Source organism: Nocardia sp. NBC_01499, assembly GCF_045040275.1.
GTDB lineage: Bacteria > Actinomycetota > Actinomycetes > Mycobacteriales > Mycobacteriaceae > Nocardia.
Genome location: NZ_CP109426.1, coordinates 6,072,627 through 6,085,008 on the forward strand (window position 1 = coordinate 6,072,627; position 12,382 = coordinate 6,085,008).

Here is a 12,382-nt window from a genome sequence, read left to right on the forward strand (position 1 = left end):
GGGCTAACTTCATCACGACGCAACACTCGGCCGCCAACGCCACCTTCGCGGCACCCAAGTCTGGCCTGAATACGCGGAGAGGCGGGAGGGCCCGGCCGGGAGGGACGGCCGGCCGGGCTGGATCAGCGGGCACGCCGAAATGCTTCCGGCCGCCGCATGTTTCGCACCCAAAGGGCAGTTCGGGTGACGTTCCCGGGACGGGCGAGGGCCTTGTCCCTGGTATACGGTCGGTCCGGTGCCCCGATGTGCCCCGCGAACCTGATCCGATGCCGATCCTGCCGAACCGATCATGAGGATTTCGTGAGCGGCTTTATACCCAGGTCTTGGCGCGGATCGAATTGGCGAGGTCGACCAACGCATAGCGATGGGTGCGACCGGGAGCGCTGCGGGCCAGCGCGCGCAGACCCGCTTCGGTCCCCTCGCGCAGACAGCGTTCGTTGAACTGCGCGCCGAACAGCGTGGCATCGGCGCGTTTCGGCTTGTTGCCCGCCTGCAGCCAGGCCAGGGCGGCGCCGAGGACGAGGACGCGCATCTGGACCGACCTGCCCTCACCGGTCGGCAGGCTCATCACCCTGGACGCGGAGATATGCAGGGTGGATTCGTCGAGCTCGGCCACCGGTGCGGCGGTGAGCAACAGCAGCACCGCGGTCATCCGCGCGGTGGTGTAATGCCTTGACGCGGCGGGTACTTCGTCGAGCGCGTGCACCGCGTCCACCACGCGATCCACTGCGGCCAGCTGCCTGGCCAGGCCGAACGCGGCGCTCACCACCGCCCGATCGGTACGCCACACGGTGTCGTAGAACTTCTCGGCGTAGGCCCGCCACTGCTCCGGGTCGGCCGAATCCCATTGCTGCAGTACGAGTTCCGCGGTCGCGGCCAGCGCGAGCTTTGGCCCGATCTCGCCGGGCAGCACCTGCAGCACGCCGTCGAAACTGGCGAAGGCCTGTTCGTATTCCACGTCGAGCAGCTGCGCCAAACCGCGATACCAGCTGACCCGCCAGTCACTTTCGGGCAGCCGGGTGAGCAGATGCAGCACCGCGGCCGACTCGCCAAGGTCGAGCCGTACCCGCGCCTCGGCCAGCCTGAGCTCCAGATCCAGTGTCTCCGGGGCATTTCCGGGGTCGTTCTCGGCCCGTTCCTTGGCGGCCCGCAGTGCCTCCAGCGACTCCTCGGGCTCGGGGTGCACCGTCGTTGCCAGCAGCGGCGCCGAAGGGTCCGCCGAGTCGATCAGTGGAACCGGCAGTGCCGCAACCACATCGCGCGCGTCGAGCAGCTTGCTGCGGGCCCGGCCGTCGGCGTACGCGTCGGTCTGCCTGATCAGTTCCTCGGTGCCGAAGCTGGCCCGCGGCGGGCTGAACACCGTGGACAGCTGCGGATGCTCGGTGGCGGTCTCCAGCGCGAGAATCTCCCGCAGCACCCCCGACATCTGAGCGGACATGGCTCGGGCGGAGGGGAATCGGCGCTCCGGGTCCGGGTCGGTCGCGCACAGCAGCAGGCGGTGGAAGAACTCGTAACGCGCGAGCACGGAATGCTCCGCGGGATCGGGGATGCCGTCGAGATAGCGGCCCTGCTCCATCGGCATCTCGAGGGTGAGCACGGCCAGGGTGCGCCCGACGGTGTAGATGTCCGAGGCGACGGTCGGCCCGGTCTTCGCGATCTCCGGCGCCTGAAAGCCCCTGGTGCCGTACAGGTTTCCGTACGACTCGATGGTGGCGACGGCGCCGAGATCGATCAGCTTCACCTGATCCTCGGTGACCATGATGTTGTCCGGCTTGAGATCGTTGTAGGTCAGCCCGATCGAGTGCAGGTATTCCAGCGCGGGCAGGATCTCCAGCAGGTAGGCGATGGCCTCGGCGACCGGCATCCGGTGCGGGCGCTCGTAGGAGTTGAGGATCTCGCGCAGCGACCGGCCGCCGACGTACTCCATGACGATGTAGCCGATCGGCGCACCGTCCTGGTCGGTGTGCTCGACGAAGTTGTGGATCTTGACGATGCTGGCATGCGCCACCTCGGCGAGGAATTGGCGCTCGGCGACCGCGACGGCCTGCGCCTCGGCGTCACCGGTGTGTAGCAGGCCCTTGAGCACCACCCAGCGATCGCTGACGTTGCGGTCGATCGCCAGATAGATCCAGCCGAGTCCGCCGTGCGCGATGCAACCCTGGACCTCGTACTGGCCGGACACGATGTCGCCCTCGTGCAGCGACGGCCGGAAATCGTAAGGGGCGCCGCAGGTATCGCAGGTGCCCGTGGTCACCGCCGGCCGGATGGCGCTCGCCCGGCCGACCGGGTTACCGCACCGCCAGCAGAAGCGTTTGCCTTCGGAGACCGCGGGATCGGTCAGCACGGCGGCCCGCGGATCGGCGGGCTCGACCGTCGGGATCGGCACCAGCCCGCCGCCGAGCCTGCGCACCCCTGGCCGCGAGCGCGCCGTGCGCACGCTGCGACCCGAGGTGCGCATGGTGGCCGCGGAGTCCGGTTCGGAGTCGGTTCGCCAAGCGCCGATGATGGTTTCGGCCGAGGCCGCCTCGTTCGGCGTCGGCCGACTACCCCTGGCCAACTCCGTATGCACCAGCTCCGCCGCCGCGCCGTCGCCTGCCGGCGGGGCGGCGACGGTGGCTTCGTCCGCGTCGGGGGTGGCGTCGTCCGCTGTGTTCATCGGCCGTCAGTCCGCATAGTTCGGTGCTGGCGGACCGGGCGACGGACCGAGAACGGACAACCAGTGCCGATAGATGCGATCCCAGGTGCCGTCGTTGCGAATGCGTTCCAGGGTGCCGTTCACGAAGCGCACCAGATCGTCGTCGCCCTTGGGGATGCCGATGCCGTAGGGCTCGACGCTGATGGCGTCGCCGACCACCTGCGTGTAGGGATCCTGCGCGGCAAGCCCGGCCAGGATGGAGTCGTCGGTGCTCGCCGCGTCGACCTGGCGCTGCTGCAGCACCACCAGGCAGTCGGCCCAGGTGGGCACGGTGAGAATGGTCGCGGCGGGCTGGTCCTGGCGGATGTGGTCCAGCGAGGTGGTGCCGCGCACGATGCACACCCGCTTGCCTGCGAGATCGGCGATGCCGTTGATCCCCGAGCTCTTCATCGCGAGCACCCGCTGGTAGGAGCGCAGGTACACGGTGGAGAACGTAACCCGCTGGCGGCGATCACAGTTGATCGTCATGGTCTTCGCGACGATGTCGACATCGCGGTCCTGCAGCGCCTGCTCCCGGTCGGCCGAGCCGAGGGTGCGGTATTCGATCAGGTCCGGGCTGCCGAGCAGATCGCGGGCGATCTCCCTGGCGATATCGGCGTCGAAGCCGACGATGGCGCCGGAGGTCGGATCGCGGAAGCTGAACAGGTTGCTCCCGGCGTCGAGCCCGACCACAAGGCGGCCGCGGGCCCGGATCGCATCGATGGTCGGCCCGTGTGCCGCGGTGCCGGCGCCGGTCGGGCGCAGGCTCGCCGTCGGATCGCCGCATTGCGGGGGGTTCGCGGTCGTGGTCGGCGAATCCGTCAGCACGGGAATGACTTTCGCGGGCAACGGCGGTTCGGTGTACTTGGCGGTGCTGGTCGGCAGCGTCGGCGCCGATTCGGTGGTGCAGCCACCGACCAGTGCCACGGTGGCCAGCGCGACGGCGAGGATGCCGTGCCAGGGCCTCACCGGTACTCCCGCAATCGTGGCCACAGACCGAGTCCGACACAGCCCGCCGCGACGATACCCAGCACCAGCGCGCCGGGGCCGATGAAGTCGAGCACGCGTGCTGCCTGGGAAATGTTGTCACGCAATGTATTCCGTGTTTTGTCGATACCTTGCTCCAGTGCCTTGTCCAGCGCGTCCACCTGGGCGGCGACATCGGCCGCGCCGGGGCCCGTCGCCACCGTCGCGGCGCCGTTGAAGTCGCCGCGGGCCAGCGTGTCGTTCATCCGTTGATGCGCCACCCGCCAACGGGCAAGTGCCGGAATGGCATTGCGCACGTCCGCGGCGGCGGGCGCGGAACTCGGATAGCCGCCGAGCAGATCGGCGAGGCGGGCGATGTTCGCGTCGAAGGTCCGGTCGTAGTCGCCGGTGGCGTCCCGGCGGACCAGCTTCAGTGTTTCCGCCGAACGCGCCTGCTGCGCCAAGATCCGGCTCTCGGTCAGCCGCGAGGCAGGTACCGCGCCGTCGTCGCGTCCGTGGATCATCGCGGTGGCCGATACCGCGCCCGCTATCACGGTCCACGCCAACAGAATCAGTACCGCCGCCGAGGCGAGCAGCAGCCCGGGATTGAGCACCCTGCGCCATCGTTTCGCCAAGTCGACCTGTGCCCACACCAACGCCACCAGCGCGAGAATCACCAGCACGATGGCGGTCCACGGCGGCCGGACGTGATTGCGCTGCGCCCCGGTCACCGCCGCCTGGCGACGGTTCTGCAGTTCCTCGGCCATCGGCAGCACGGTCGTCTGCATCTGGTTGGACGCTTCGCTCAGATACGCGGCGCCCACCGGGTAGCCGCTGCGGTTGTTCGCGCGGGCGGTCTCCACCACGCCGGTGTACACCGGCAGGTTGGTGGCGATCCCGGTGCGCAATTGGGTGTCGGTGTTGTCGGCCCCGCTCGGCGCGGTGCCCGAGGCCTTCCCTGTCTCGGCAACCAACTCCGCGGCGGCCTCGCCGATCGCCTGGCTGTAGCGATCGCGCACCGTCTGCGGCTCGAGGCCGCCCGCGATGAACGCGGTGCTCGCCGCGGCGTCCGCGATGGACAGCGACGTGTAGAGCCGATGCGCGGAGTACGCGTCCGGCTCGGTGTCGTCGAGCAGCACGTTCAGGGTCTGCTGCCGGTCGCCCACCGTCGCGCCGGTCACCCAGCCCGCGGCGACGCACACCGTGATGAGGAGCAGTCCGATCGCGATCAGGCGTCCCGGCGAGGAACTGGCGAACAGGCGCAGCCGGGCCGGGTCGAACTGCTCGCGCAGGAAGGCGCTCCGCAGCGCGCCAGGACTGTCGCGCGCGGCGAGTTCGGCGGTGGACGACGGCCGAAGTACCGCCGTCGCCTGCTCGAGCCGAGCCATGTCCACCTCCCCAGTCTGGGCCGCGTTCGCGGATTTCTCGACGGACCGACCGGACAATCGGTCACCCCGTTTCTGCTGTTGCGGAGTTTATTGTGGTCGTAGCGGTGCCGTTGCGTGTGAAATACCCCTGCTTGGCAGCAGGGCGAGATCGGGTGACGGCGGATCGAGGATGGGTACGAGATGCGTGGTGACGGTGACGGGTGGTCGCGCGACCCCGGCGGCATGCGGCATTGGGGTCGCTTCGGCGCCGCCGGGCTGCTGCTGCGCGCGCCGCTCGCCGACGGCGGCTCGGCGGTGCTGATGCAGCATCGCGCGCCGTGGAGTCATCAGGGCGGCACCTGGGCGCTGCCCGGCGGCGCCCGCGACAGCCACGAGACCCCGGTGCACGCCGCGGTGCGCGAGGCGTGGGAGGAGGCCGGTATCAATCCCGCCGACGTCCGGGTGCGCGGCGAGCGGGTGACCGCGTCCGCGTCGAGCGGCTGGACCTACACCACCGTGGTCGCCGATGCCGTGATGACGCTGCCGACCAGTCGCAACCGGGAGAGTTCCGAACTCGCCTGGATTCCGGAGGCCGAGGTCGACGCCCGGCTGCTGCATCCCGGTTTCGCCGCCTCCTGGCCCGCCTTGCGCGCCGCGCCCGCCCGGGTCTGCCTCGACGAACTCGCGGCGGATCGCGCCGTCGCCGCCGCCCTCCCGCGCACCGTCGATCTCGCCGACCAAGGCTTCTTCTGGCTGCATGCCGATCCCGATGGTCCCGGTGGCTACGCGCGGATCGTCGATCCGGTCGACACCACGCCGCACACCGACCCGGCACCGGACAACACCGCGGCTGTCGACGCCGTGGTCTCGCTCACCCGCGGTCAAGTCCTCTCCTGACGTCCGCACCCACACGATCGGGCGCTACGCGTTGGCGAGCAGCGCCGTCTTGAGTTGCCGCGCAGCGGCTTCCGGGTCACGCGCCTCGGTGATCGCCCGGACGACGACGATGCGGCTCGCGCCCGCCGCGAGCACATCGGGCAGATTGTCCGCGTCGATCCCGCCGATCGCGAACCACGCCCTGGTCGGATGCGCGTCGGAGGTGGAGCGCACCAGTTCGATGCCCGCCGCTTGGCGCCCAGGCTTGGTCGGGGTCGCGTACACCGGTCCGGTGCAGAAGTAATCGATGTGTTCGTCGATCGCGGCGAGCCCGGCCTGCGCGCGGTTGTGTGTCGATCGCCCGATCACCACGTCCTGGCCGAGGATGCGTCGCGCGTACCAGGGCGGCAGATCGCCCTGCCCGAGGTGCAGCACGTCGGCGCCGGCGGCAAGCGCGATATCGGCGCGGTCGTTCACCGCGACCAGCCCGCCGTGCCTGCGTGCGGCCGCTTTCAGCTCGGCGAGGGCGCCGAGTTCGGCACGCGCCTCGAGCGGGCCGAACTTCGCTTCACCGGGCGATCCCTTGTCCCTGAGCTGGATGATGTCGACCCCACCCGCGAAGGCCGCTTCGGCGAACTTCGCCAGATCCCCCTTGTCGCGTCTGGCGTCGGTACAGAGATAGAGCCGAGCGGTTGCCAAGCGCTCCCTGGGCGATGCGGGTCGAGCGGGATGGGAGGGTTGCACGCCTTCGACCGTAGCCGCGCTACCGTGGGGAAGCGAACGGCGGCACGAGCGCCGGGCCAACGAGGCGGTCGTGGAGTGTCACTGCGAAGGGACCTCCGAGCGCCGCATGTCGACCACAGCGGTGTGCGCGACGGGCCCGCAGACGGGTAACCAGGAGGGCGCCCGCGAACGCCGCCCATGGGATATAGAGGCAGGTGGAAACGGATGCGGACGCTGGCCGTCGTCGGTGGCGGCGTCATCGGGCTCGGCGTGGCCTGGCGGGCCGCCGAGGCGGGCTGGTCGGTCACCCTGTTCGACCCCGCCGTCGGATCCGGTGCGTCGTGGGTGGCCGGTGGCATGCTCGCCCCGCTATCCGAGGGCTGGCCGGGGGAGGACCGGGTCCTCGAGTTCGGCGCCGCGTCATTGGCCCGCTGGCCGGAGTTCGCCGCACGCATCGACGACGCCACCGGAGTATCGGTCTTCGTGGCCGATGCGACGCTGACGGTCGCACTGGACGCCGCCGACGCGGCCGACCTGCGCACGATCGCCGAATGGGTCGGCGGCCGCGGCCACGAGCTACACGTTCTTGATCGCGCGGGCGTGCGCGCGCTGGAACCGAACCTCGCGCGCACCGTACGGGCCGGGCTGCACGCGCCCGCCGAGCCCGCGATCGACAATCGGCGGCTGCTCGCCGCCCTCCGCAAGGCCGCGACGGCGGCGGGAGTGCAGATCCGCGCCGAATCCGTCGACGCGCTCGACGCGCTCCCGCACGATCAGATCGTCCTCGCCGCGGGCGCCGCGTCCGCCCGGCTGTGGCCAGGGTTGCCGGTTCGCCCGATCAAGGGTGAGATCCTGCGCCTGCGCCACCGTCCAGGCGTGGCCCCCGCGCCACAGCGCGTCGTCCGGGCGCGGGTGCACGGCCGGTCCATGTACCTGGTCCCGCGCGCCGACGGAATCGTGGTCGGCGCAACACAATACGAGGCGGGTTTCGACACCGCGGTGACCGTCGCCGGTGTCCGTGACCTGATCGCCGACGCCGAGGCGATCTTCCCCGGCATCGGCGAATACGAGCTGGCCGAGGCGAACGCGGGCTCGCGCCCGGGCACCCCGGACAACCTGCCCTTGCTCGGTAGGCTGAGCGACCGTGTCATCGCGGCCACCGGCAACGGCCGCAACGGCATGCTGACCATGCCGCTCACCGTCGACGCGGTGCTCGCCCAGCTCGCCGGAACACCACTGCCCGAAGCGGAATCCGCCGACCCGCAACGTTTTTCGACGGCTGACCGGCCGTCCCCTTTGTCATCCGCAGGAGGAGTTCGATGACTTCGACATCCGTACCCATCGGCGTCACCGTGAACGGCACAGATCACGAGTTCGCCGAAACCCTTACTGTCCGAGAGCTGCTCAGCCGCCTCGAGCTGCCGACGCAGGGCATCGCGCTTGCGGTGGACGGCGCGGTGTTCCCCAAGTCGCGCTGGGGCGAGCCGGTCGGTCGCGGCTGGCAGATCGAGGTACTGACGGCGGTGCAAGGTGGCTGACGCAGCGAGCACACGCGAGGCCGCGAACGCGCCGCTGCGAATCGCGGACCGCGAGTTCGGTTCTCGCCTCATCATGGGCACCGGCGGCGCGGACAACCTCGCCGTGCTCGAGGAGGCGCTCATCGCCTCGGGCACCGAACTCACCACCGTCGCCATGCGCCGAGTGGATTCGGCGGGCGGCACCGGCGTGCTCGATCTGTTGAAGCGCTTGAACATCGCGCCACTGCCCAACACCGCTGGCTGTCGCACCGCGGCCGAAGCGGTACTCACCGCGCAGCTGGCTCGCGAGGCACTCGACACCAACTGGGTCAAGCTCGAGGTGGTCGCCGACGAGCGAACCTTGCTGCCCGACCCGATCGAATTGGTCACCGCCGCAGAGCAACTCGTCGACGACGGTTTCGTGGTGCTGCCCTACACCACCGACGACCCGATCCTCGCGCGCAGGCTGGAGGACGCGGGCTGCGTCGCGGTGATGCCGCTCGGTTCGCCCATCGGCACCGGTCTCGGCATCGGCAACCCGCACAACATCGAGATGATCGTCTCGGAGGCGAAGGTTCCGGTCATCCTTGACGCCGGCATCGGCACTGCCAGCGACGCCGCACTCGCCATGGAACTCGGCTGCTCGGCCGTGCTGCTTGCCACCGCGGTGACCAGGGCGCGTCAACCGGAGTTGATGGCCGAGGCGATGGCGGCCGCGGTGCGCGCCGGTTATCTGGCGCGCCAGGCGGGCCGCATCCCGAAGCGGTTCTGGGCGCAGGCGTCCTCGCCCGCGCTCTGACCAGGTAGTCCACCGAAGATCCCCCGCTCAGGGGAGGGGTCAGGGTGCGGGCACCGGGTAGTCAGGGTGCCCGTCATCCCTGAGGATGATCGGACACGACACTTTGTAGTGACGCGCATCGCGGCTTTTTCGTGAATGCTGGTCACCATGATCGAGCTGAAAGGGCTGACCAAGCACTACGGGCAGACCGTCGCTGTTCAGGATCTTTCCTTCACCGTTCGTCCCGGACAGGTGACGGGGTTCCTGGGCCCGAACGGAGCCGGTAAGTCGACGACGATGCGCATGATCCTTGGGTTGGACAAGCCGACCTCGGGCACCGCGCTCATCCAGGGCAAGCCATACCGCGAATTGGACCATCCGCTGCGCACGGTCGGTGCGCTGCTCGACGCCAAGTGGGTGCATCCGAATCGTTCGGCGCGCGCCCACCTCGAGTGGATGGCCGCCTCCAACGACATCGCCAAGTCAAGGGTGGAGGAGGTGCTGCGGCTGGTCGGCCTGTCCGAGGTGGCAGGCAAGACCGCCGGCGGCTTCTCCCTCGGCATGTCCCAGCGCCTCGGCCTGGCCGGTGCGCTGCTCGGCGACCCGCAGGTGCTGCTGTTCGACGAGCCGGTCAACGGCCTCGACCCGGAGGGCATCCTGTGGATCCGCCGGTTCATGCAGCGACTTGCCACCGAGGGCCGCACCGTCCTGGTCTCCAGCCACCTGCTCTCCGAGATGGCACAGACCGCCGAACACCTCGTGGTGATCGGTCGCGGCAAGCTCATCTCCGATACCACCACACAGGAATTCATCGAGCGTGCCTCCGAACAGTCGGTGCGCGTGCGCAGCCCGCAGCTCGACCAGTTGCGCAGCGTGCTCACCTCGAACGGCATGACCGTCCGCGAGGACGGCACCGGCACGGACGGCCCCGCGCTCGTCGTGGCCGGAGTGGCGAGTGACGCGGTCGGCAAGCTGGCCGGCGCGAACGACATCACGCTGTTCGAGCTTGCGCCACAACGTGCTTCGCTGGAAGAGGCGTTCATGCGGATGACCGGCGGCGCCGTGCAGTACCACGGTGAAGGCCTCGAACAGGCGATGGGAGGTGCGCTCTGATGGGCGTGCTGGCAGCAGAACGAATCAAGCTCACCTCGACCAGGTCGCCCTGGTGGTGCTCGGCCATCGTTGTCGTGCTCGCCCTCGGGCTCGCCGCGCTGTTCGCGGTGGTCACCAAGTCCGCGGGCGACAAGCCCGCCGACGGGACGCCGACCCTCGACGTGAGCACCGCGACGGCGGGTGTCGTCGGCTTCGGCGTGATGGTGCTGATGATCATGGCGGCGTTGACGGTGACCAGCGAATACCGATTCGGGGTCATCCGGACGACGTTCCAGGCGGTGCCCAATCGCAGCAAGGTGCTGATCACCAAGACGCTGCTGGTCGGTGTCTTCAGCGCCGTGCTCACCACCATCCTCGCCTTCCTCGCCATCGGGGTTGCCAAGGCCATCGGCGGGTCCGCCCCCGCGGCGAACCTGACGCTGGACGGGCAATGGCGTGCCGTCTACGGCATCCCGATCTATGCCTTCCTGATGATCGCGGTGGCCATCGGTGTCGGCGTCCTCGTCCGGCAGTCCGCGGCCGCGATCTCGCTGATCGTGTTGTGGTCCTTGCTGATCGAGCCGCTGCTCGGCGCCTTCGGCAGCTTCGGCCGCAACGTGACACCGTTCCTGCCCTTCCAGAACGCGAGCCACTTCCTCAGCGTCTCGTCGTCCGGCGCCAACTGGCACTGGGGGCCGTGGGGCAGCCTGCTCTACTTCATCGCCTTCACCGCGATCGTCTACGGCGGCGCGCTGATCATGATCAATCAGCGCGACGCATAGCGAACCAAGCCACCCGAGTTGCCTTCCCTCGCCACTCGGGTCTGGGGCGCCGACCTTGTCGGGAGGTCCGCGCGCCCCGTCACCGCCCCGCCACTGCCCGGCGGACGGTGTGACCATCGGCCCGGCGTGATTCCTTCACGCCGGGCCGATGGCGTTGTTGGCTCGAGCACGGCTGTGCGAGGCCGCATTATTGCGGGTCAATGGCCCATGTGAACATCACGGAAACTGTGAATCACGTCGCTTCATCGGCGCCGAATCCGCGGGTAGAGTTCGGCTCAGCAACCAGCTCGTTATCCATCGGCGGCCCCAATGTTGTGCCCGCTCCGTCCGTCGGGAGGTAGCAGGTGGCGATGATCAGTGATCCGCCGACGACAGGTCGGCTGAGATACCCTCTGGGCGTGAGCGAAACACCTTCCGGCGGTGCTGCGCCCGGGTCGGAGCCGGAGGACGAAAACGGCCTTCAACCCGAGGTCGTCATCCCGCTGGTGCCCGCGGACGAGGGTGGTCCGATCCGCCGTCCGGGGACAGGGCTGCGCAAGGGCCAGCTTTCCGCGTTGATGAACGCGGCGAACAATCGAACGGACTTCATCGGTGTGCTCCGCAAGGCGCGTGAGCAGCTGCCAGGTGACCCTTCCTTCGGCGACCCGCTCTCGGTGACCGGGCCAGGCGGCGCGCGTGCGGTGGCCCGCGCGGCGGACAAACTGGTCGGCGACACTCCGAGCGCGGCCAGGGAAATCGGCTTCGGCGCACTCCAGGTCTGGCAGGCGATGCTAGAACGAGTCGGCCGCGGCAAAGGTAACGCTGAAGTAACTGTCATGTTCACCGACCTGGTGGCCTTCTCCAGCTGGTCGCTGTCCGCGGGTGACGAGGCGACCCTCGAGCTGCTGCGCCGGGTCGCGAAGGCCATCGAGCCGCCGATCGCCGAGCGCGGCGGTCAGGTGGTCAAGCGGATGGGCGACGGCGTGATGGCCGTGTTCCCGTCGGCCGAACGGGCCGTGCGCGCCGCGATCAACGCCAAGCGCAACCTGGCCGAGGTGAAGGTGCGCGACTACCGCCCGCAGATGCGGATCGGCCTGCACACCGGCTCCCCGCGCGAGATCGGCGGCGACTGGCTCGGCGTCGACGTCACGATCGCGGCCAGGGTGATGGAGGCGGGCGGCAACGGCAACACCATGCTGTCCGAGGCGACGCTGCAGTCGCTCAGGCCGGAGACCCTCGCCGAACTCGGCCACGCGGTCAAGCCCTACCGCCGCAGCTTCTTCGCCGCCCCCCTGAGCGGCGTCCCCGAGGACCTGCGCATCTTCAAGCTCTCCGAGCTCTGAGTCAGCCGACCCACCAGGCGATAGCACCCGCGATGGCGAGCACGGCCAACACGGCAAGCACGATCGCGAAGGTGCGTGCGGTTTTCCACGTCGAGTAGACGCCGCCGAGCAGGAACCCGGCAAGCGCGAGCAGGATGATCACAGTGACGTCGGTGGACATTGTGCCCATTCTGCTCTGTCCCTTTTAACCCGCTTTACCGGCGCTGCCCGCGGTGATCTGACCCATTCGTAATTAACAAGCACGCGTGCTTGCTTTTTTCTGGCGGGGGTGTGATGCTGGTCATC

The 12,382-nt window shown here is 69.3% G+C and carries 12 protein-coding genes; 7 read left to right on the forward strand and 5 right to left on the reverse strand.

The window, feature by feature from the left end; translation table 11 throughout:
• Nucleotides 1-310: 310 nt before the first annotated feature.
• The 3 genes from OG203_RS27780 to OG203_RS27790 are packed head-to-tail and all read right to left on the reverse strand — an operon-like array spanning nucleotide 311 to nucleotide 5,028.
• Entirely contained in the window at nucleotides 311-2,656 is a 2,346-nt protein-coding gene (locus OG203_RS27780) for a serine/threonine-protein kinase PknG (RefSeq protein WP_405160203.1), read from the reverse strand.
• A gap of 6 nt (nucleotides 2,657-2,662) precedes the next feature.
• On the reverse strand, nucleotides 2,663-3,643 hold the full coding sequence (locus tag OG203_RS27785) for a glutamate ABC transporter substrate-binding protein (RefSeq protein WP_405160204.1): 981 nt from the start codon (nucleotides 3,641-3,643) through the stop codon (nucleotides 2,663-2,665).
• The gene (locus OG203_RS27790) at nucleotides 3,640-5,028 is read right to left on the reverse strand and encodes a hypothetical protein (RefSeq protein WP_405160205.1); all 1,389 of its coding nucleotides are present in this window, start codon (nucleotides 5,026-5,028) and stop codon (nucleotides 3,640-3,642) included. The genes OG203_RS27785 and OG203_RS27790 overlap by 4 nt, the downstream gene beginning before the upstream one ends.
• A gap of 180 nt (nucleotides 5,029-5,208) precedes the next feature.
• Here OG203_RS27790 and OG203_RS27795 point away from each other — a divergent pair, with 180 nt between their 5' ends.
• The gene (locus tag OG203_RS27795) at nucleotides 5,209-5,904 is read left to right on the forward strand and encodes an NUDIX hydrolase (protein ID WP_405160206.1); all 696 of its coding nucleotides are present in this window, start codon (nucleotides 5,209-5,211) and stop codon (nucleotides 5,902-5,904) included.
• 24 nt (nucleotides 5,905-5,928) lie between these two features.
• On the opposite strand, the gene thiE is transcribed toward OG203_RS27795, so the two are convergent.
• Nucleotides 5,929-6,627 carry a thiamine phosphate synthase gene (thiE, locus tag OG203_RS27800; RefSeq protein WP_405160207.1) on the reverse strand — a complete coding sequence of 233 codons (699 nt, stop codon included), beginning with the start codon at nucleotides 6,625-6,627 and terminating at the stop codon, nucleotides 5,929-5,931.
• 204 nt (nucleotides 6,628-6,831) lie between these two features.
• Between thiE and thiO the strand changes: the two genes are divergently transcribed.
• From thiO to OG203_RS27830, 6 genes are all read left to right on the forward strand, one after another.
• Nucleotides 6,832-7,929, forward strand: a complete 1,098-nt coding sequence (gene thiO, locus OG203_RS27805; protein WP_405160208.1) for a glycine oxidase ThiO — start codon at nucleotides 6,832-6,834, stop codon at nucleotides 7,927-7,929.
• Nucleotides 7,926-8,144, forward strand: coding sequence for a sulfur carrier protein ThiS (gene thiS, locus OG203_RS27810; RefSeq protein WP_405160209.1), 219 nt, complete (start codon nucleotides 7,926-7,928; stop codon nucleotides 8,142-8,144). Before thiO ends, thiS begins: the two co-directional genes overlap by 4 nt.
• Nucleotides 8,137-8,922 carry a thiazole synthase gene (locus OG203_RS27815; protein ID WP_405160210.1) on the forward strand — a complete coding sequence of 262 codons (786 nt, stop codon included), beginning with the start codon at nucleotides 8,137-8,139 and terminating at the stop codon, nucleotides 8,920-8,922. The genes thiS and OG203_RS27815 overlap by 8 nt, the downstream gene beginning before the upstream one ends.
• Nucleotides 8,923-9,069: 147 nt before the next feature.
• Complete coding sequence (locus OG203_RS27820; RefSeq protein ID WP_405160211.1) at nucleotides 9,070-10,014, forward strand: ABC transporter ATP-binding protein; 945 nt, start codon at nucleotides 9,070-9,072, stop codon at nucleotides 10,012-10,014.
• The gene (locus tag OG203_RS27825) at nucleotides 10,014-10,775 is read left to right on the forward strand and encodes an ABC transporter permease (RefSeq protein WP_405160212.1); all 762 of its coding nucleotides are present in this window, start codon (nucleotides 10,014-10,016) and stop codon (nucleotides 10,773-10,775) included. Before OG203_RS27820 ends, OG203_RS27825 begins: the two co-directional genes overlap by 1 nt.
• A 398-nt stretch (nucleotides 10,776-11,173) precedes the next feature.
• A complete protein-coding gene (locus OG203_RS27830) occupies nucleotides 11,174-12,097 on the forward strand; it encodes an adenylate/guanylate cyclase domain-containing protein (protein ID WP_405160213.1) in 924 nt (307 codons plus the stop codon).
• A 1-nt stretch (nucleotide 12,098) separates the two neighbouring features.
• Here OG203_RS27830 and OG203_RS27835 read toward each other — a convergent pair whose 3' ends face one another.
• Complete coding sequence (locus OG203_RS27835) at nucleotides 12,099-12,257, reverse strand: hypothetical protein (RefSeq protein WP_405160214.1); 159 nt, start codon at nucleotides 12,255-12,257, stop codon at nucleotides 12,099-12,101.
• Nucleotides 12,258-12,382: the final 125 nt, after the last annotated feature.